At 51.3% G+C, this 18,968-nt stretch carries 20 protein-coding genes; 14 read left to right on the forward strand and 6 right to left on the reverse strand.

Annotated elements, in window-relative coordinates; translation table 11 throughout:
* Positions 1–29: 29 nt before the first annotated feature.
* The gene (locus J1836_RS14065; protein ID WP_207251756.1) at positions 30–974 is read left to right on the forward strand and encodes a serine protease; all 945 of its coding nucleotides are present in this window, start codon (positions 30–32) and stop codon (positions 972–974) included.
* On the opposite strand, the gene J1836_RS14070 is transcribed toward J1836_RS14065, so the two are convergent.
* Positions 949–2,367 carry a tetratricopeptide repeat protein gene (locus tag J1836_RS14070; protein ID WP_207251757.1) on the reverse strand — a complete coding sequence of 473 codons (1,419 nt, stop codon included), beginning with the start codon at positions 2,365–2,367 and terminating at the stop codon, positions 949–951. The two genes, J1836_RS14065 and J1836_RS14070, sit on opposite strands and share 26 nt — an antisense overlap.
* 235 nt (positions 2,368–2,602) lie before the next feature.
* Here J1836_RS14070 and hflK point away from each other — a divergent pair, with 235 nt between their 5' ends.
* From hflK to J1836_RS14115, 9 genes are all read left to right on the forward strand, one after another.
* Complete coding sequence (hflK, locus tag J1836_RS14075; RefSeq protein ID WP_207251758.1) at positions 2,603–3,823, forward strand: FtsH protease activity modulator HflK; 1,221 nt, start codon at positions 2,603–2,605, stop codon at positions 3,821–3,823.
* 5 nt (positions 3,824–3,828) lie between these two features.
* Positions 3,829–4,692 carry a protease modulator HflC gene (gene hflC, locus J1836_RS14080; RefSeq protein WP_242632856.1) on the forward strand — a complete coding sequence of 288 codons (864 nt, stop codon included), beginning with the start codon at positions 3,829–3,831 and terminating at the stop codon, positions 4,690–4,692.
* A 9-nt stretch (positions 4,693–4,701) separates the two neighbouring features.
* Positions 4,702–4,896 carry a DUF2065 domain-containing protein gene (locus J1836_RS14085; RefSeq protein ID WP_207251762.1) on the forward strand — a complete coding sequence of 65 codons (195 nt, stop codon included), beginning with the start codon at positions 4,702–4,704 and terminating at the stop codon, positions 4,894–4,896.
* A gap of 9 nt (positions 4,897–4,905) precedes the next feature.
* Entirely contained in the window at positions 4,906–6,093 is a 1,188-nt protein-coding gene (locus J1836_RS14090; protein WP_207251763.1) for an ATP phosphoribosyltransferase regulatory subunit, read from the forward strand.
* Positions 6,094–6,133: 40 nt separating this feature from the next.
* Complete coding sequence (locus J1836_RS14095) at positions 6,134–7,429, forward strand: adenylosuccinate synthase (RefSeq protein WP_207251765.1); 1,296 nt, start codon at positions 6,134–6,136, stop codon at positions 7,427–7,429.
* A gap of 8 nt (positions 7,430–7,437) precedes the next feature.
* On the forward strand, positions 7,438–8,187 hold the full coding sequence (locus tag J1836_RS14100) for a tRNA threonylcarbamoyladenosine dehydratase (protein ID WP_242632858.1): 750 nt from the start codon (positions 7,438–7,440) through the stop codon (positions 8,185–8,187).
* Positions 8,188–8,248: 61 nt separating this feature from the next.
* Entirely contained in the window at positions 8,249–9,070 is an 822-nt protein-coding gene (locus tag J1836_RS14105) for a DUF2189 domain-containing protein (protein WP_207251768.1), read from the forward strand.
* A gap of 171 nt (positions 9,071–9,241) precedes the next feature.
* Complete coding sequence (locus J1836_RS14110; RefSeq protein WP_207251770.1) at positions 9,242–9,478, forward strand: hypothetical protein; 237 nt, start codon at positions 9,242–9,244, stop codon at positions 9,476–9,478.
* Complete coding sequence (locus J1836_RS14115; RefSeq protein ID WP_207251771.1) at positions 9,475–10,011, forward strand: sensor histidine kinase family protein; 537 nt, start codon at positions 9,475–9,477, stop codon at positions 10,009–10,011. The genes J1836_RS14110 and J1836_RS14115 overlap by 4 nt, the downstream gene beginning before the upstream one ends.
* An 89-nt stretch (positions 10,012–10,100) precedes the next feature.
* On the opposite strand, the gene dcd is transcribed toward J1836_RS14115, so the two are convergent.
* The 4 genes from dcd to J1836_RS14135 form a co-directional block, all read right to left on the reverse strand.
* On the reverse strand, positions 10,101–10,667 hold the full coding sequence (gene dcd / locus J1836_RS14120) for a dCTP deaminase (protein WP_207251773.1): 567 nt from the start codon (positions 10,665–10,667) through the stop codon (positions 10,101–10,103).
* Positions 10,664–11,110 carry an LEA/WHy family protein gene (locus tag J1836_RS14125; protein ID WP_207251774.1) on the reverse strand — a complete coding sequence of 149 codons (447 nt, stop codon included), beginning with the start codon at positions 11,108–11,110 and terminating at the stop codon, positions 10,664–10,666. The genes dcd and J1836_RS14125 overlap by 4 nt, the downstream gene beginning before the upstream one ends.
* Positions 11,111–11,202: 92 nt before the next feature.
* Positions 11,203–12,282 carry an iron-sulfur cluster carrier protein ApbC gene (apbC, locus tag J1836_RS14130; RefSeq protein ID WP_207251776.1) on the reverse strand — a complete coding sequence of 360 codons (1,080 nt, stop codon included), beginning with the start codon at positions 12,280–12,282 and terminating at the stop codon, positions 11,203–11,205.
* A 284-nt stretch (positions 12,283–12,566) separates the two neighbouring features.
* Positions 12,567–13,799 (reverse strand): RNA-guided endonuclease InsQ/TnpB family protein, encoded by a 1,233-nt coding sequence (locus tag J1836_RS14135; RefSeq protein WP_207251777.1) that lies wholly within the window; start codon positions 13,797–13,799, stop codon positions 12,567–12,569.
* A gap of 310 nt (positions 13,800–14,109) precedes the next feature.
* On the opposite strand from J1836_RS14135, the gene J1836_RS14140 reads away from it, so the two are divergent.
* Both J1836_RS14140 and J1836_RS14145 read left to right on the forward strand, forming a co-directional pair.
* Entirely contained in the window at positions 14,110–16,620 is a 2,511-nt protein-coding gene (locus J1836_RS14140) for a cellulase family glycosylhydrolase (RefSeq protein WP_207251779.1), read from the forward strand.
* 158 nt (positions 16,621–16,778) lie between these two features.
* Positions 16,779–16,937, forward strand: coding sequence for a hypothetical protein (locus J1836_RS14145; protein ID WP_207251780.1), 159 nt, complete (start codon positions 16,779–16,781; stop codon positions 16,935–16,937).
* A gap of 7 nt (positions 16,938–16,944) precedes the next feature.
* On the opposite strand, the gene J1836_RS14150 is transcribed toward J1836_RS14145, so the two are convergent.
* Entirely contained in the window at positions 16,945–17,262 is a 318-nt protein-coding gene (locus J1836_RS14150) for a hypothetical protein (RefSeq protein ID WP_207251782.1), read from the reverse strand.
* 83 nt (positions 17,263–17,345) lie between these two features.
* On the opposite strand from J1836_RS14150, the gene J1836_RS14155 reads away from it, so the two are divergent.
* Both J1836_RS14155 and mnmA read left to right on the forward strand, forming a co-directional pair.
* Positions 17,346–17,804 carry an NUDIX hydrolase gene (locus tag J1836_RS14155; RefSeq protein ID WP_207251784.1) on the forward strand — a complete coding sequence of 153 codons (459 nt, stop codon included), beginning with the start codon at positions 17,346–17,348 and terminating at the stop codon, positions 17,802–17,804.
* A gap of 1 nt (position 17,805) precedes the next feature.
* The gene (gene mnmA, locus J1836_RS14160; RefSeq protein WP_278189500.1) at positions 17,806–18,909 is read left to right on the forward strand and encodes a tRNA 2-thiouridine(34) synthase MnmA; all 1,104 of its coding nucleotides are present in this window, start codon (positions 17,806–17,808) and stop codon (positions 18,907–18,909) included.
* The last annotated feature ends 59 nt before the right edge of the window (positions 18,910–18,968 follow it).

Here is an 18,968-nt window from a genome sequence, read left to right on the forward strand (position 1 = left end):
AGATGATAACGTTAACAGGGGATTTAAGAATGTATAAATTACTGGGGCTACTCTGCTTCTTGCTATTGCACCTGCAACCCGCAAGCGCTGAAGACCTAACCATGCGTATTGTAAACGGTAATCCGGTGGGACAAAACGCATGGCCGTCCGTGGTTGCCATCAAAACCGCACGGGATGGGCAAATACTGTGCGGGGGCAACCTGATTCACCCGATGTGGGTACTCACCGCCGCGCATTGCATCAAAGGTGAAGCCGAAGGCTTGTATTATGAATACGGCTCACCGGATTTGATTACGTTCTCAGGGGCAACCGGGCTGGATTCACCGAATGGGCGACATATGCGCATCCAACGTATCGTGGTTCACCCCGGCTACAATATGAGCAATGGCGTCAATGACCTCGCCTTGCTGATGCTGGAAGCACCACTAGAAGGGGCAACCATGCCAGTGTATGCCGACAATCCACCGCCTGGAACACTTGCCACCGTCGTCGGTTGGGGTGCTCGCACTGCCAAAGCCAATAATGGCTATCCCGGCAATTACCCCAATCAAATGCAACAAGTCGCACTGCCCATTGTCCCGAATGAGGTGTGCAACGCGCCCAGCTCTTACGGCGGTAAAATCCAAGCCAGCATGTTGTGTGCAGGCTATCCACAAGGCGGACGCGATGCCTGCGTCGGTGATAGTGGCGGCCCCTTGATGGTGCAACAGAACGGTGTCTACCGCCAGATTGGGATTGTTAGTCAGGGCGAAGGCTGCGCGATGCCCGGTAAGTACGGCATTTACACACGTGTTGCCAATTACGCAAGCTGGATTCAGCAATTTGCGCCGCCACCTTACGCACACGCACCTGTCACGCAATTGAGCAACCCCCGCGCCAATTATCCGGGCGGCGCAGGTATGGTTGACTTGAACTGGATCGGTTTGCTGATGCCTGCCCTGTGGGTGGTTAGGAAGAAGACTTCAGGAAACTAACGGTATTATCCAGTTCTACCTGCTTCAAGAGCAGCTTCTTCATGCCCCACGGTACAAATTGGAGCAGTGTGATGCCCGCGCTGCCCAATAGCAACATACTGCCCAAGATATTGCTCACCAATGCATCGGCAAGCAACAAATTGCCGATGCCCAGTACATCCAGCACAAAACGCAGCAAGTAAAACATCAAGGATGCCAGTAACAGAATGATCGACAAATGCAGTAACGCACCGCCCGTTTGATTTACCCACGACCAGCGTTGTCGCTCTTTTTCAGCAACTTGTTCGTAATGGCGCGAACGCAATTGCACTTCGCGAATAATGCGTTGTTCGGATGCGGCAAGAATACGATCACCGATTTGCTGTTCGCGCTGGCTCAAGGTGACATACGGCAAATGCGTCATGACGTGCTCGTGACGTTCCACCACTTCTTTGAATAATTCACCGGAATCAATTTGATCAGGCAGCGGCAAGCTCGCCAGCGCGTTCTGCTGCCAATTAGCGTGGACGTAATGCTGAATGCGTTGTACCCGCACGCTGCGTAAGTCGTCTAGCACCTGCATCAGCGCGGGCTTGCCAATAAAATCCGGTTCGACTTGTGCTTGCACGTAATACAACGAGGAACGCCCAACCACTTGCGCCAATTGCTGTGCAGCGGCTTGGGTATCACCAGCCGCTGCCAAATAACGCGACATTTCGTAGTGCACTTCCAAATCACCTTGCGCACTGTGCGGCACGACACTCAAGGCAATCTCAGCGGCTTTACCGAAGGCTTGCAAGCCGTACCACGCATCCGCCAAATGCCGCCGCGCAAAGTGTGCAAACGTGGGATTACTCGCTTGCGCTTGTTGTGCTGCCTTATCCAGATGAAACGTAGCTTCGGGTAATTTATCCAGTAAAAACAGATACAACCAACCCAACTCAAAATGCGCTCGGTAGTTCTGATCATTCACGGCTAAGGCATCTGTCAGCATCCGTTCCGCTAATGCCACGCGTTGCGGCGTATCTTGTGCAGAAACCACCAAGGCTTCGGAGAGCTGTTTGCTCGCAAAATCTGCGCCCATGCCCGCCCGATACAAGGTGAAATTGCCTTGGCTTGCCGTCAGCAATTGCTTACGCAACTGTGCTTTATCGCGTGACAGCGCCGTGCTTTGCGTAAACAACGTATTGGCTTGCCATGCCAACTGCGGGTGTAAACTCGGCAGAATCGCGGCGTTATCGCCTGCGGCTTGCAAGTTACCGCGCATTCCCACTGCCAGCAAACGCTCAATAGCGTGCGGCTGCATGGTCTGTAAGGCGCTCAAATATTCCAGATTCAGACGATGAAATACGTGATGTTGATGAGCAGGGTAAAAAATACCCTGCATCTGGCGAGCAATGAATTCGTCAGACATGCGGTGTGATCCAAAATAGTGACACTTAGGGTTGTGTTGGTCGATATTATAGCTGATCTTGCTTAAATACTATGATACCCATCACGTTATTAATCAAATATACAATATTAATCATAAGTTTAATGTATAAAACTTTATGCGCCTTTCAACACCCTTTTTTAAAAGGTGAGTTGGGAACTGGCTTTCCGAATCTGTTATGCTTCGCGCTGGAATTTTTTCTGTTAGGAGCTGACATATGCCCTGGAACGAACCGGGTGGGAATCAACAAGATCCTTGGTCTGGCAAAAAGCGCGGATCAGGTGGCAATGATCCCGAAGAATTGATCCGTAAACTGAACCAACAACTCGGTAAATTGTTTGGTGGTTCGGGCGGTGGTAGCGGATCGGATAATAACAGCGGTAAAGGCATTATTTTACTGGCAGGTTTACTGGTGATTGGCTGGTTGCTATCCGGCTTTTACACGGTTGATGCGCGGCAACAAGGCTTGGTCTTGCGGTTTGGCGCATATCAAGCCACCACAGGCGCAGGTTTACACTGGCGTTTGCCCTACCCTATCGAAACGGTAGAAGTGGTCGAAGTTGAGTTAAACCGCAGCGCTCAAGACCGCAGCACCATGCTCACCAAAGACGAAAATATCGTCGAAATTGCCGTGTCTGCCCAATATAAAGTGCGTAGTGCTGAAGAGTACGCGTTTAACGTCCTCAACCCTGACTCGATGTCCACCGCCGAATCCAGCGAAGGCACGTTGTACCAAGTCTTGCGCGGCACTACACGTGAAATTATAGGGCGCAATGACATGGACTTCATCCTCAAAGAAGGACGGGCGCAAATTGCTGGTGACATCCAAAAGCAAATGCAACAAGTATTGGATAGCTACAAAATTGGTTTGCAAGTCATCACCGTCAACCTGACTTACGCGGAAGCCCCAGCAGAAGTCAAAGCAGCTTTCGATGAAGCCAACAAAGCGCGGGAAGATTCCAACCGTTACAAAAACGAAGCGGAAACCTATTCCAACCGCATCCTGCCTGAAGCACGCGGTGAAGCAGCACGGGTGAAAGCGCAATCCGAAGCGTACCGTCAAGAGACAGTTGCCAGAGCCGAAGGTGACGCAGCACGTTTCACCCAGTTGGTAGGCGAATACCGCAAAGCACCGGAGATTACCCGTGAACGCCTCTATTTGGAGACGATGGAACAAGTGATGTCTTCCAGCCGCAAGGTCATGATCGACAGCAGCAATAGCAATAACCTGATGTACCTGCCGTTGGATCAACTCGGCATCAAAACCGATGCAACCACGAGCGCCGCCACCGCTGCTGCTATGGCGACGCAAGCCGCACAAGCCGCCAACAACGGTGAAGTGCCTGCTGCTGCCCCTGCTACTACTGCACCTGATGCCGCTGCCGTACCCAGCGATAGCGAGCCTAGCCGTCAACCTAACATTAGAGAGAGCCGCTAATGGAAATGAAAAATATAGTGGTCGGCGTGGTTGGCCTTGTTGCAGTGGTATTGGCGAATACGTTGTACACCGTCGATCAACGTGAAAAAGCCATTCTGTTCAAATTCCGTGAAATCGTGAATGCCGATCTGCAACCGGGGCTACATTTCCGCCTGCCGTTTGTGAACACGGTCAGTAAATTTCCAGCACGTATCCAAACCCTCACCTCCAAACCGGAGCAATTCCTGACGGGTGAGAAAAAGTACGTTACCGTGGATTTCTTCGTGAAATGGCGCATTCAAGACGTATCCGCGTTTTACCGCTCTACCGGCGGTGGGCGCATCGGTGATGCCGAAAACCGTTTGGAACAGCTCATGAAAGACGGTCTGCGTAACGAATTCAGCCGTCGCACTATTGAACAGGCACTGTCGGCTGAACGTGGCAATATCATGAAAGGCTTGGAAAGCAAGTCCAACGAAGTCGCTAAACAGCTCGGTATCGAAATCGTGGACGTGCGTGTCAGCCGTATCGACTTTCCCGATACCGTGAGCGATTCCGTGTACGAACGGATGCGCTCTGACCGCAAACGCGTTGCTCAAGACTTCCGTTCACGCGGTAAGGAAGAAGCCGCCAAAATCGAAGCCACTGCTGACCGTGAAGCCACGATTACTAAAGCGGAAGCTTACAAGGAATCGGAAACTATCCGAGGTGAGGGCGATGCTAAATCTGCCGACATCTATGCGCGTGCTTACCAACAGGATGCGGAATTCTACGCATTCTACCGTAGCTTAACGGCTTACCGTAATTCGATTGGTAAAAACGGCGACGTCATGGTACTAGAACCCAACTCAGCGTTCTTCCGTTACTTCAAAAAACCAACAGCGCAGTAAACCCACCCTGTGGCGTTTAACTGGAACGATTTGCTCAATGCTATCGCCCTCCTGCTGATACTGGAGGGGCTTATGCCATTCTTAAGCCCCTCCCGCCTCAAACAAGCCTACCGCGAATTGCTCGAATTACCGGACAAAACCTTACGAACCATTGGTCTGGTAGGTGTAATTGCTGGTATCCTACTGCTCTTTTTGACCGATTAGCCACAAACCATGCTGAATACTCACCAATATTGGGCACTTCCTGATGGCATCAGCGAAGCATTACCCGATGAAGCGGAAGCGCTGGAGCAATTACGCCGCCGCTTACTCGATCTTTACGCTACGTGGGGCTACCGTTTGGTCATGCCGCCACTGGTAGAATTCATGGAATCGCTGCGTACCGGGCATGGCACGCATCTGGATGTGCAAACCTTCAAGCTGACCGACCAGTTGAGCGGGCGCATGATGGGAGTACGTGCCGACATGACCCCGCAAATTGCGCGGATTGATGCCCACAAATTGCAAACCGAACAGCCGAATCGCCTATGCTACATGGGCACGGTATTGCGCACCCGCAGTTTCCACGACGGTTCACGTTCGCCCCTGCAAGTGGGTGCGGAACTGTTCGGTCACGCGGGGCTGGATAGCGATGTCGAGGTCATGGCCTTATTGCTGGAAACCCTGACACATTGCCAGATTCCCGACCTGTTGCTAGACATTGGTCACGTTGGCATTTTCCGCACACTCGCCCGCGAAGCTGGCTTTACCGCGCAACAGGAAAGCCATTTCTACGACATGCTGGTACGCAAATCGCTGCCGGAAATTGATGCTTGGCTCGCTACAGCCCACTTACCCGCCGACATCAGCATGTGCTTGCAGCAATTGCCACGCTTGAATGGTGGCGTGGACGTGTTGGATCAAGCCGCGTCCTTATTCACGAATGCGCATCCTGATGTGCAGAATGCACTCACCTATTTGCGCACTTTGACGGCACGGATTACCGCACACTTCCCCGCCTGCAAGATTCATGTTGATCTGGCTGAATTGAGTGGTTACGACTACCATACTGGCATTGTGTACGGTGTTTATACATCGGGCATAGGGCGAGAAGTCGCACGCGGCGGACGTTACGACGGCATCGGTGAAGCCTTTGGGCGCACCCGCCCTGCCACCGGTTTCAGCACCGATTTGCGTACCTTGGCAACGTTTGCCCTGCCACAGAAGCAACGTGCGAGCAACGCCAGTATTTTTGCCCCAGCGGTACAAGATGCGGCACTGGAACAACTGATTCGGACATTGCGCAATCAACAGCAACGGGTTATCCGTGCGCTGAACGGGCAAACACATGACGCGGCAGCATTGGGTTGCAGCCAACACATCATTCAGCAAGACGGTCACTGGAACGTCGTGGCTGTTTAATCTTTACTAACACCTTTTGGCATATTTGAGCGAGACTGACATGGGAAAATTCGTCGTTGTATTGGGCACGCAGTGGGGTGATGAAGGCAAAGGCAAGATCGTGGATCTGCTGACTGAAAATGCCTCCGCCGTAGTACGTTTTCAAGGTGGGCATAATGCCGGACACACGTTGGTCATCAACGGTGAAAAAACCGTGCTGCATTTAGTCCCTTCCGGCATTTTGCGTGAAGGCGTGGAGTGCATGATCGGCAACGGCGTGGTGGTCGCTCCTGATGCCCTGCTCAAAGAAATTGAAATGCTGGAAGCGCGTGGCGTTCCGGCGCGTGACCGTTTGAAAATTTCCGCAAGCTGCCAACTGATCCTGCCTTACCACGTTGCTCTGGATGCAGCGCGTGAAAAAGCGCGTGGCAAACAAGCCATCGGCACGACGGGGCGCGGCATTGGCCCGGCTTACGAAGACAAAATTTCCCGCCGTGGGTTGCGCGTTGGCGATTTGCTGAATCCAGAACAGTTTGAAACCAAACTGCGCGGCATCATGGAATACCACAATTTCATGCTGGAACATTACTTCAAGTGCGACACGGTTAACGCCGATGCAGTACTCGCCGAAGCGATGCAAATGGCAGAAATCATCAAGCCGATGATTACCGACATTCCGAACCGTTTGGCTGAATTGCGCAAAGCGGGCAAAGACGTGATGTTGGAAGGTGCGCAAGGCACGTTGCTGGATATTGACCACGGCACTTACCCGTTTGTGACCTCTTCCAGCACCACGGCGGGCGGCGCTTGCACGGGTTCGGGTATTGGTCCTCGTAATCTTGATTACATCCTCGGTATCACCAAAGCCTACACCACCCGTGTGGGTTCAGGGCCATTCCCGACCGAGTTGTTTGATGACGTAGGTGCTTACATTGCCAAGCAAGGTAATGAGTTTGGTTCTACCACCGGTCGTCCGCGCCGTTGTGGTTGGTACGATGCGGTTTCTTTGCGCCGCGCCATGCACATCAACTCCATCAGCGGGCTGTGCATTACCAAGCTGGACGTGCTAGACGGTTTGGAAACGGTACGGATTTGCACAGGCTACAAGCTGGACGGCAATATCATTGATGTTCCACCTGTTGATACCGATGAATTTGCGCGTTGTGAACCAGTCTACGAAGACATGCCGGGCTGGACAGAATCGACGTTTGGCGTGACCAGTTATGATGCGTTGCCAGCGAATGCCAAGGCGTATTTGGCGCGTTTGGCGGAAGCGGTAGAAACACCTATCGACATTATTTCGACTGGGCCTGACCGCGACCAGACGATTATTTTGCGCGATCCTTACGCTGCATAATGATGGAGATGGATGTTAGCCGTCGGTTTGGCGGCATCATCCGCACTTACGGTGAGGCGGCGTTTAACCGCTTCACTGTTGCGCATGTGTGCGTGATTGGTGTGGGTGGTGTGGGTTCTTGGGCGGTCGAAGCCTTGGCACGTAGCGGTATTGGCACACTCACGCTGATCGACCTCGATAACGTTGCCGAATCCAACATCAATCGCCAGTTAGCTGCGCTTGGCAGCACGCTTGGACGTGCCAAAATTGACGTATTGCGGGAACGTTGCCTCGATATTAATCCTGCTTGCCAATTACATCTCGTTGAAGATTTTGTCGACAAGGACAATCTTGCGAGCCTCATCAAACCCGAATTCGATTACGTGCTGGATTGCATCGACAATGCCCGCACCAAAGCGGCACTGATTGCGTATTGCCGCCGCAACAAAATCCGCTTAATTACCGCCGGTGGCGCGGGTGGGCAAAAAGACCCGACCAAAATCCGTCTAACCGATTTGACCAAAACCTTGCAAGACCCGTTACTCTCCAAAGTGCGTAAGGAATTACGCCAGCATTACGGTTTCAGCAGCAATCCCAAACGCCGCTTTGACGTGCCTGCCGTGTGGTCGGAAGAAGCGATGACTTTGCCTGAGCGGGCGGAGAGTGCAAGCGTGTGTGATTTGAGTTGCGCGGGGGGGATTGGCTCGGTGACAACGGTGACGGCGAGTTTTGCCTTGGTCGCAGTCAGCCACGTATTAGGCAAACTAGCAGCCCACTAAATCAACGAATCGCTTATTTCTGGTGTATTCTCTTCCATAGAAACCAGAGGAGGATTTCGCCATGTCATCAACAGAAGAAACCAATAATAACACTCATGAATCTGAAGCCACAGCAAGCGTCCGCTTACGACCGTTTATTGCCCCCTGCCGCCAAATTTCCCCAACTGCCCCCCTGCGCTGGCTGAAACAGGGTTTTCAGGATTTTAAGCAAGCGCCGCTCCTGAGCATGGCATACGGGGCGATCTTTATGCTCGCCAGTTGGCTGATTGCCTTGTGGTCATGGGAAGTGGGCAGTTTTACTATGCTCATCGTTTTGTTTGCAGCCTTTGTATTTCTTGGCCCCGCGCTGGCGATGGATTTGTATTCCGTCAGTTGCCAACTGGATCGCGGCATGAAACCACGCATCGGGTTTTGCCTGACACAGGGCAGGAAACGTCTCGGCAATCAGATGGTGTTTGCTTTTGCCTTGTTGGTTATTTTCTTGGTCTGGGCGCGAGCCGCCGCCATCGTCAATATTTTTCTACCGATGGCACGAAGCCCTAATCCCTCGGAATTAATGACGTTTCTGATCATCGGCTCTGTGGTGGGTTTGCTGTTTACCTTGGTCGTTTACTGCGCTAGCGTGTTTTCCCTGCCTATGATCATGGATCGGGAGGTGGATGCGATTACCGCCGTGCTGAGCAGTGTTAATGCTGTTCTGAAAAACAAGGTTGCCATGTTGCTATGGGCGCTGATCATTTTGGGGTCGGTGTTGCTGGGCTTTCTGACACTGTTTCTCGCCTTTGTCGTCACCTTGCCAATCATTGGTTATGCCAGTTGGCGAGGTTATCGGGAAACCATTATCGGCGATGAATGGCAGCAAGACCCGAATACAGCCGCCTGATCCGGGTCTTGTAACGTTAGGTTTTAGGCAAGGTCAGCCATGTGTTGGGAAGTTAGCGGAACGGGCGTGCGTGTGTAAAGAAATGTAACAATGCTTCATGATCTTGTCCTTTGGAACAAATAATGCTCACTGCTTTTTATTGAACATTGTTTATTCAAAGAGGAAATAGTCATGACCGACATCCATTTACCATCATGGGCTAAAGTAGTGTTTGCTGTCGCATTAACCAGTATGTTCTTAGCTTCCTGCGGAGGAAGTTCGAGCAGTACGCTGACGACAGCGGGAGCGACCGCCACTGATACCACCACAGGAACAACGACAGCCGCTGCAATATCGACCCGTAGCTGGAAAGATGTGGCCTATGCCACTACTTCCAACAGTCAAAAACAGTTGCAACAGGCGACTTGACCCGGCGCGTCGCGCAAGATATTGGAGCGCGGCGCGATGAATTGGCAGATTTGGGCAAAGGCTTTGATTACATGGCGACACAACTGCAAAGCTTAGTGGAAAATCAACAACACCTGATGACATTACAACAACGGCTTTTACACGATGTTTCGCATGAGTTACGCTCACTACTCACACTGGCACGCCTAGAAGCCGGTGTATCAAGCGATATGGATGGCTTTGTGGACATACGCTTACTACTGCAAACATTGACGGCAAGCGTCGAGTTTGAAGCGCTTGCGCTACAACGGCGTATACAATTCATCCACGACTTACCCGATGAGGGTTATCTGATTCCGGGAAATGCCGAATTATTATATCGTGCTTTAGAAAATTTGCTGCGCAATGCTATCCATCACACACCACCGATCAGCATGGTGCTATTGCGTGTATTGGGCTATGCTTCGCCCAAAGTTCTGAAAATTTATGTGGAAGATCAAGGTACCACCTCAGCACTCCGGCAAACAGCAATAGCCATGAAGGTTATGGTTTAGCGCCATTATTGCTCACCAAGGCAGCATTATTGCTAAAAACCGTGCCAAAGGCGGTCTGGTCGTACAAATAATACTGCCTTGCTGAATGGCTACGTCTTCGGCAAGGTAACGCCCGTTTGCCCTTGGTATTTGCCACCACGATCTTTATAGGACGTGGAGCAAACCTCATCCGACTCGAAGAACAGCATCTGCGCCACGCCTTCGTTGGCGTAGATTTTTGCGGGTAGCGTCGTCGTATTCGAGAATTCCAAGGTAACATGCCCTTCCCATTCCGGTTCTAAAGGCGTTACATTCACGATTATTCCTGTTCTTGCATACGTCGATTTTCCAAGGCAAATGACCAGTGTGCTACGTGGAATGCGAAAATATTCCACCGTGCGTGCCAAGGCAAACGAGTTGGGTGGAATGATGCACACGTCACCCACAAAGTCAACGAAACTACGCTCATCGAAATTCTTCGGATCGACAATCGTGCTATTAATGTTAGTGAAAATCTTGAATTCATTGGCGCAACGCACATCGTAGCCGTAGCTGGATGTGCCGTAAGATACGATTTTTTCGCCATTCACAGAACGCACTTGCCCTGGCTCAAACGGTTCAATCATGTTCGTTGCGGCTGCCATACGGCGAATCCAATGGTCAGATTTGATACTCATTGACGCACTCCTACCCCGCCTTGGCGTTGGAACGGCACACTGATAAACGGCAATTTCACCGCCCCCGTTAAATCGTATTGCAGGCTACGCGTCTTCATCGCTTCGGGTGCGAGTTGCAGCAATTGCATGAAATCTAACTTGACGGGGATATTGATGGGCATTTCCTGACGTGCGCCAATACTCATACCTTGATTTTGATCACCACTCGCAACCGGATGCCCGTTCAAGCTCAAACCGTATTGGATACCCTGCAAGGGAATCGGGAACGCATTGGGATTGGCAACATTCAATGTCACCAAGGCAGTGCCTTGCGTCAGGGAAATATCCTGCAAGGAAATGTTTTCGATGGAAATTTTCGGTTGCTCGATGACACCGGGAACGCCACTGGCGCAAGCTTGCAGCAGTACGGCGGCAGAGAATAGCGTTGGAATTCGTTTCAGCATGGATTGTTCTTCATATAAAGGGACGTGCCGAATACTAACAAAAAAGCCGTGGCAGATACCACGGCTTAATTACGCTCTCAACGCACAACGTTTTACACGTTCATGATCTTAATAGACGGGAACTTCGTGCTGTAATCCTTAGCCTTCTGTGCCAGACGTGCTGCCGCCTTGCGCGAAATATCTTTGTAGATTTTCGCCACTGCACCATCAGGGTCAGCCACGACAGTCGGATTACCGTTGTCGACTTGTTCTCGGATTTTAATATCCAACGGCAAACCACCGAGGTAGTTCACGCCGTATTGTTCTGCCATGCGCTGACCGCCACCTTCGCCGAAGATGTGCTCAACCGTGCCGCAGTTGCTGCAAATGTGCATACTCATGTTTTCGACGATGCCGAGGATAGGCACTTCGACTTTCTCGAACATTTTCAGCCCTTTACGGGCATCCAACAAAGCAATGTCTTGCGGGGTGGTGACGATGATTGCACCAGAAACCGGAATTTTCTGGGAAAGCGTCAACTGGATGTCGCCTGTGCCAGGTGGCAAGTCGATCACGAGGTAATCCAAATCCCCCCAATTAGTATCGCCGAGTAATTGTTCCAACGCTTGTGTGACCATCGGCCCACGCCAGATCATCGGGGTATCTTCCTCGATCAAAAAGCCGATGGACATGGCTTTGATGCCGTGGTTTTGCATCGGCTCTAGGCTTTTGCCGTCGGACGATTCCGGTTGACCACTGATACCCAACATGCGCGGTTGGCTAGGGCCGTAGATGTCTGCATCCAACATACCAACAGTTGCGCCGTCGGCTTTCAATGCCAGTGCCAGATTGACCGCAGTAGTGGATTTGCCTACGCCACCTTTGCCGGACGCGACGGCGATAATGTTTTTGATGCCGTCTTTGCGCTTTACGCTTTTCTGAACAGCATGAGCAGCGACTTGGGTGGTAACACTGACATCAGCATCGGCAACGCCTGCCGCAGCCAATGCAGCTTTGATTTCGGCGGCGAGTTCATCGCGGTAGCTACCTGCCGGATAACCTTGCACAATATGTATGGCTACTTTGCCATTGTCGGTGGTGATGTCTTTCACTTGGTGCAGGCTTACGATGTCCTGTTCCAAATAACGGTCTTTAATGCCTTTCAGTACGGCTTCAACCTGCTCGCGTGTCATATCGGGGGTCTCCTCAAATGGGCTTGAAAACATGGCAAGCATTCTACACCATCTGCTACCAGACTCGAAATAAGCACCCATTCAGCGATGGGTATTACCTAGTGGGATACTCAAGAATGGATATAACCAAGCAAAGCATTAATCAAAGCGGTCGCAAGCGGGCGAAACTCGGATTCTGGGCGGATAGCGGGAATTGCTGCATTCAAGTGGCTAGGTGGAAGACGACGTAATTAAGCTGAGCAAATAACCCATACCTGCTGCCGTTCTTTTAAACTTATGCAAACTTAACCAAGGTCAAGTTTGCGGTTAAATTCCTGCTTCATTGGGGCTGGTTTCGTCTTCGGCTTCCGCCCAAGACCAGAGCCTTCCCCTCCACAGGCCGACACCGTGGAACTCACGGCGTGGTTGCTGAGCGTAGCCGAAGCATACTCTTGCAAATTCTTGGCAGCGTTTACATCACGGTCATGAACTGCGCCACAAACGGGGCAAGTCCATTCGCGTACCGATAGTGGTAATTTGTCCACTTTATGCCCACAGCCGGGGGCAGAACAAGTCTTGCTGGAGGCAAAAAACCGATCAGCCACTACGACCACCGCACCCCGCATTCCCGCCTTGTATTCCAGTTGACGGCGAAACTCGAAAAACCCCATATCACTGATGGCACGGGATAAATGGCGATTTTTCACCATGCCCGATACGTTCAAGTCTTCAATGCCGATGGTGTGGAAACGGCGGGTTAAATCCGTAGTGAGTTGGTGCAAACTGTCTTGGCGGATGTTGGCTATCTTGGCGTGAAGCCTTGCCAGTTTTGCCTTGGCTTTGTGGCGGTTGGCACTGCCTTTGACCTTGCGCGACAGGCTGCGGGATAGCCGTTTTAGGCGTGAAAGCAAGGCTTTATGCGGCTTTGCTCCTGTAACTTTTTCCCCCGTTGATAACGTTGCCAGTGCGGATACGCCCAAATCCACCCCCACCGTGCCTTGGTTTTCGGCAGGCGGGAGGTGGTTTTGATCCGTATCCACGGTGATGCTGGCGAACCACTGGTCAGCGGTGCGGGAAATCGTGGCAGAAAGAATTTTGCCGAAAAAGCGTAACGTTTCCCGTATCCGTACTAACCCAAGGTTGGGAATGCGGATGCGGGAAGCATCAAGCGAAAATTGATCGTTGGTGAGGGTGAAACTGTCACGGCTCTTGCCTTTCTTTTTGAACTGCGGGTACTGGGCACGTCCGGCAAAAAAGTTGTTGAACGCTTGCCCCAGTTGGATAATCGCCATTTGTGGAGCGTTTTTGGTGACTTCGAGCATCCACGGGAATTGTTCACGCTTGATGGCGTTCAATTGGCGGCGCAAGCTCATTTGATTGGGTTTGGGCTGAGTATTGTCGTCTTTCCACGCGGCGTATTGGGTTTGCCATTCCGCCAACGCCCAGTTGTAAGCAAACCGAGCTGTACCTACGGCTTTCGCCAAGTACGTGGCTTGTTTATTGTTGGGGTCTAGGCAGATTTTGTGGCTGATAATCATGAGGGATAGGATGCAATACAGCAGGTTTTGTGTCTAGGGGTGGGTGTTTTTGATGTTGCTATCGACAGATGAACGGTAGTCTGTGCCTTACAACTTCTCCAAAATGACAAAGATTGGAGAAGTTTGGGTGGGTTTTGTGGTAGCTGCTTCAAACCCCTCGTTTACTGCTTTTGTAAAGAAAAAGGAAACTTGAAAAATTATGACATAAATCAACTTAAGTCATAAACCAATACGATCGACGCAAGATTTTAACTTGTACAAATGTTACCTTATTGATACTTGCATCATACAACAGTAGAGGGAGTGACACATGAAAGTGAGCAAAGCGTATTTCTATGCCGTGCCGTTAGCTATGGCGGTACAAGCGGCGACGGCGGGCAATTTACTAACCGACGGTGGCTTTGAAAGCGGTATCATGCCGTGGACAAGTACTAAATCTATTCTCACACTTGATCCAGTAGCTGCGTATGCTGGACAAGCTGGGATGAAAGTCGATTCCGCCTATAGCGGGTGTCCTACCGGGGCACTGTACGCACTGAATACTGCCAACCTGCAAAATGGCACACTCTACGAATTTGGAGCGCGGGTACGCTTAAGCAGCGGCGTGGGCAGTTCTGCCAACCTTTCCCTTGGTTTGATCAAGAACGGCGCGACCCCGATCACCTTGGACGGTGAACAATCCAGCTACGATGCTGGGGTTTATCCAGACAAATGGACACGGGTTTTTGGCGTTTGGAAAGCCAGTTTTACCCCTACCGATACGCTCAAAGTCTGTATTAGCGGGGCCGCCAATAAACCGTTCCATGTGGATGAGGCGTTTGTAAAACCGCTGACCACAGAAGAGGTTGGCTACCAACCGCCAGCAACGTTGGATACCTCAACGTTAATCTATGCGGATGGCAATCGTTTGGTGATGGGGACGCAGAAAACCCCGTTCCTGATGAAAGGGGTTAACGTTTACCTGTATGATCTGGGTACTGATGTTGACCCACCACCGCCCCTTGATGATTTCAAATACAAGAATGTTGATGAAGCGTCTTACAAGGAAATCCGTGACCTCGGCTTCAACAGTGTGCGCCTGATGCTGTCTTACAACCTGTTTGAGAGCAGCACCGCGCCCGGTGTCTACAAGAATGAAGGTTGGGCATTGGTTGACCGCCACATCCAATGGGCAAAACAAAACGGTTTGCGTCTGATATTGGATATGCATGTACCACCCGGTGGCTACCAAAGCAACGACTTCACTGGGTTTGGTAGTCGTGCTGACCTGAAAAAACGCTTGGAGGATTTGTGGGTGGCAATCGCTCAGCGTTACCGCAATGAAACCACCATCGCCGCTTATGATCTGATTAACGAACCGCACATCAATAACTGGTTTACCTACGCCCAAACCCTGATCAACAAAATCCGAGCAGTGGACAGTAACCATTTGATTGACGTGGAAGTGTCTTTCCATCCCAGCGACATCGGCATGTATAAGCTAGCGGATAATAATATCCTGTACGATGTCCACTGGTATGAACCGTGGAGTTGGGCAGGTTCACATACCAACAACACGCCTTACGTGGGTACATTAGCACAGTTCAAACAGCAACTCCGAGAGGGGGAAGGCTTGAGTGAATTCTACGATACCGCCACCGACAGCTTCACCGTGCCATTCAATATTGGTGAATACGGGGTCACGTTCGAGAAATACGAATTGGCAGGCGTAAACGGCACAACATGGTTGCAACACGCCAATGCCTCGTTTGACCATTTCGGTATTAGCCGCCAATTGTTCCACTACAACGAGCCAAACTTCGGTATCTACCGTAGCTGGAACAGCTACCCCAACGAACACACCAAAACTACGGTAGACCTCAAGGCGGCATTACCCGCCATTAACGCTGCTGAACCTCCACCACCTCCGGCTGTGAACATAACCTCTACCGCTCTGTCTAACGGAATGGTTGGTACAATCTACGCAGCACAAGTCAGCGTTAGTGGCGGCACAGCACCATACACTTGGTCATTAGCTGCTGGTAGTCTACCTACTGGATTGTTGTTAGGGAGTGACGGCAAGATTACAGGCACACCCACCACCGCTGGGACGTTCAATTTCACGCTGTCAGTCAGCGATAAGAACGCCACCACTGACACGCAAGCTATCAGCATGACCGTAGCCGCCCAGCCAGTGGTTTTGCCGCCGGATATTACCACCACATCCCTGTTAGCAGCGACAGTAGGCACAGCCTATAACGCAACCCTGAAAGCCAGCAATGGCACAGCCCCTTATGGCTGGTCTGTCAGTAGCGGTAGTCTGCCTACGGGCTTATTACTCAGTGCGGCAGGTGTCATCAGCGGCACGCCTTCAGCTTCAGGTACAGCCAGCTTCAGCGTGAAAGTGACTGACAGCAAGGGCTTGAACGATACGCAGACACTTAGCATGACTATTGCCACAGCCCCACCGCCAGCCACTGGCAATGCGGACATGGCACTGACAACCTTCAATTCGACCGCCACCAGCGTTAACAAAGGGAGTTCGATTGGATTCAACTTCGTATTAAAGAACAATGGCAATGACCTAGCGAAAAACGCCCGGTTTGTTTTGCCCATGCCTGCCAATACCACTTGGGTATCCGGTGCTGCGGAATGTGTGAATTCCTCCGTAGAAGTCGTGTGCAGTTTTGGTGATTTGGCTAAGGGGCAATCCCGTAACCGTTACATCTATCTGCGCCCTGCTGTGGCTGGTAGCCTCACCATAACAGGCACAGCGACATCAAACACCGGCGACAACAACACCAGTAACAACAGCAAAACTGTTACATTGCCTGTAAAATAACCCGTCTAGTTGTTATGCGAGAAGTTGGGGGGAACTTAATGTTTCCCCTTTTTTCCGTTCGTATAAGGAAATATCTGGGAATGAATTCCCTCCCCCAATGCGGTGGTTATGCCTCAGCTTTCTCAACCAAATCACAACAATAAACGGCTCAATTACACATGACACAACAGAAAAACAAACCACGTTCGCGCATCCGCAAAACTCAATCACCGTACCAACACCTCGAAACCTTGGCAAAAGGCATCCTCGCATGGGCAGGAACACTCGGTATTGTGGGGGGATTTTGGGTCATCGCTCACTTCTTATTTCAGAAATGATCCCAGTCTAAAATGGACAATTCGTAGTCGTTAGCATCAATGACCATGGCTCATTTAAATCAGGTCGTATCGTGAATTGTTCACGCGCCGCTTGCGTGCCCTCAATATTGACATAAAGCACGTGGTATTCGCCGCTTTGGTTGAACACATCCACCATCGCTAGCAAGGTACTGGTCTTACCCGTTTGGCGCGGCGCATGTAACACAAAGTATTTTTCGGTAGCAATCAAGTGATGCACATCTTCCCAATCAAGACGGTGCATCGGGTCAATGCAGTAATGCTTACCGGGGACGACAGAGCCTGAAGTGTTAAAATGTCTATTCATCGTGACGATTGGCGGTGATAAGGATGCGTTCAGTTTAGCATATTGTGTAGAATAGTCCCTTTCGCCCCCACAGGATGCTCATTATGGTTTGGAAACCCCGCGTCACCGTCGCCAGTGTCATTGAACACGACAACCGCTTTCTGATGGTGGAAGAAATGCACTTTGGGCAAATGACCATCAACCAACCCGCTGGACACATGGAGCACGGCGAAAGTCTGCTGGATGCCGTGCGGCGCGAAACGCTGGAAGAAACCGGCTGGAACTTTGAGCCGACCGCCCTACTCGGCATTTTCCATATGCACCGCGACGACCCTAACCGCGTGTATTTGCGCTTCACCTTCACTGGCACGCTACTCGAACCTGTCCCCGGCTACCAAATTGACCCCGACATTACCGCCGTCCACTTTCTGACCCGCGAACAAATCCGTAATCAGCAGCCGTGCATCTGGCGCAGTGAACTGGTTGGGCGCTCGCTGGATATGTATGAATCTGGAGTACGCCATTCCCTCGACAGCCTGCAATATTTCATCGCCAATGACTAACATGAAGCAAAAAGTGATTGTCGGCATGTCCGGCGGAGTCGATTCTTCCGTCGCCGCCCTGTTATTGCTCAAACAAGGCTACCAAGTCGAAGGCTTGTTCATGAAGAATTGGGAGGAAGACGACACTGACGATTATTGTTCGGCGACCGTTGACCTTGCCGATGCGCAAGCCGTTGCCGACCAATTAGGCATTCCGCTACACACGCGCAATTTCGCCAGCGAATACTGGGACAACGTGTTCACCTATTTCTTGGATGAATACCGCGCAGGGCGCACCCCTAACCCCGACATTATGTGCAACAAGGAAATCAAGTTCAAAGCCTTCCTTGAGCTGGCGCTGGAACTGGGTGCGGACTACATCGCCACAGGGCATTATGCACGCATTGCGCGTGCCCCCAACGGCACGGTACGAATGCTCAAAGGCGTGGATAACAACAAAGACCAAACCTATTTCCTCTACACCCTGCAACAACACCAATTGCAACGCAGCCTGTTTCCGGTCGGTGAATTGGAAAAAAGTCGCGTGCGCGAACTGGCAGAAGCCGCCAATTTCACCACCGCTCGCAAAAAAGATAGTACGGGTATCTGCTTTATCGGTGAACGTAAGTTTCGCGATTTTCTGCAACGCTTTTTGCCCGCACAACCCGGCAATATCGTCACTCCTGACGGTGAAATCATCGGCAAACACCACGGCTTAATGTATTACACCCTCGGTCAGCGCCAAGGCTTAGGCATCGGTGGGCGTAAAGACGCAGACGAAACGCCGTGGTTCGTGGTCGACAAAGACATGGAAAATAACCGCCTGATTGTTACCCAAGGGCATCAACACGACTTGCTGATGAAACATTTCCTGTTAGCCTCGCAATTGCATTGGGTCACAGGTAAACCGCCCGCACAAACCTTTGAATGCAAAGCCAAAGTACGTTACCGCCAAGTAGAAGAAACCTGCCATGTAGCAATACTCGACGGGCAGCGCTGTAACGTGTGCTTCCCCAACGCACAACGGGCGATTACGCCGGGGCAATCCATCGTGTTCTATCAGGATGAGGTGTGCCTTGGCGGTGGCATTATCGACGCGATGGAGAAAGAGTGCCCTAATCCGTAGGGCTAACTTGAATTATTTCGGTAAACCCTTATCCTCTTTCAATAAACAATCAGAACTGG

The organism is Thiothrix fructosivorans, assembly GCF_017349355.1.
In the GTDB taxonomy this organism is placed as follows: domain Bacteria; phylum Pseudomonadota; class Gammaproteobacteria; order Thiotrichales; family Thiotrichaceae; genus Thiothrix; species Thiothrix fructosivorans.

What these genes read in the sequence shown, in the direction of transcription:
- J1836_RS14065 (WP_207251756.1), top strand. Translation starts at nt 30, where the DNA reads ATGTATAAATTACTGGGGCTACTCTGCTTCTTGCTATTGCACCTGCAA.
- J1836_RS14070 (WP_207251757.1), bottom strand. Translation starts at nt 2,367, where the DNA reads ATGTCTGACGAATTCATTGCTCGCCAGATGCAGGGTATTTTTTACCCT.
- hflK (WP_207251758.1), top strand. Translation starts at nt 2,603, where the DNA reads ATGCCCTGGAACGAACCGGGTGGGAATCAACAAGATCCTTGGTCTGGC.
- hflC (WP_242632856.1), top strand. Translation starts at nt 3,829, where the DNA reads ATGAAAAATATAGTGGTCGGCGTGGTTGGCCTTGTTGCAGTGGTATTG.
- J1836_RS14090 (WP_207251763.1), top strand. Translation starts at nt 4,906, where the DNA reads ATGCTGAATACTCACCAATATTGGGCACTTCCTGATGGCATCAGCGAA.
- J1836_RS14095 (WP_207251765.1), top strand. Translation starts at nt 6,134, where the DNA reads ATGGGAAAATTCGTCGTTGTATTGGGCACGCAGTGGGGTGATGAAGGC.
- J1836_RS14100 (WP_242632858.1), top strand. Translation starts at nt 7,438, where the DNA reads ATGGATGTTAGCCGTCGGTTTGGCGGCATCATCCGCACTTACGGTGAG.
- J1836_RS14105 (WP_207251768.1), top strand. Translation starts at nt 8,249, where the DNA reads ATGTCATCAACAGAAGAAACCAATAATAACACTCATGAATCTGAAGCC.
- J1836_RS14110 (WP_207251770.1), top strand. Translation starts at nt 9,242, where the DNA reads ATGACCGACATCCATTTACCATCATGGGCTAAAGTAGTGTTTGCTGTC.
- dcd (WP_207251773.1), bottom strand. Translation starts at nt 10,667, where the DNA reads ATGAGTATCAAATCTGACCATTGGATTCGCCGTATGGCAGCCGCAACG.
- J1836_RS14125 (WP_207251774.1), bottom strand. Translation starts at nt 11,110, where the DNA reads ATGCTGAAACGAATTCCAACGCTATTCTCTGCCGCCGTACTGCTGCAA.
- apbC (WP_207251776.1), bottom strand. Translation starts at nt 12,282, where the DNA reads ATGACACGCGAGCAGGTTGAAGCCGTACTGAAAGGCATTAAAGACCGT.
- J1836_RS14135 (WP_207251777.1), bottom strand. Translation starts at nt 13,799, where the DNA reads ATGATTATCAGCCACAAAATCTGCCTAGACCCCAACAATAAACAAGCC.
- J1836_RS14140 (WP_207251779.1), top strand. Translation starts at nt 14,110, where the DNA reads ATGAAAGTGAGCAAAGCGTATTTCTATGCCGTGCCGTTAGCTATGGCG.
- J1836_RS14145 (WP_207251780.1), top strand. Translation starts at nt 16,779, where the DNA reads ATGACACAACAGAAAAACAAACCACGTTCGCGCATCCGCAAAACTCAA.
- J1836_RS14150 (WP_207251782.1), bottom strand. Translation starts at nt 17,262, where the DNA reads ATGAATAGACATTTTAACACTTCAGGCTCTGTCGTCCCCGGTAAGCAT.
- J1836_RS14155 (WP_207251784.1), top strand. Translation starts at nt 17,346, where the DNA reads ATGGTTTGGAAACCCCGCGTCACCGTCGCCAGTGTCATTGAACACGAC.
- mnmA (WP_278189500.1), top strand. Translation starts at nt 17,806, where the DNA reads ATGAAGCAAAAAGTGATTGTCGGCATGTCCGGCGGAGTCGATTCTTCC.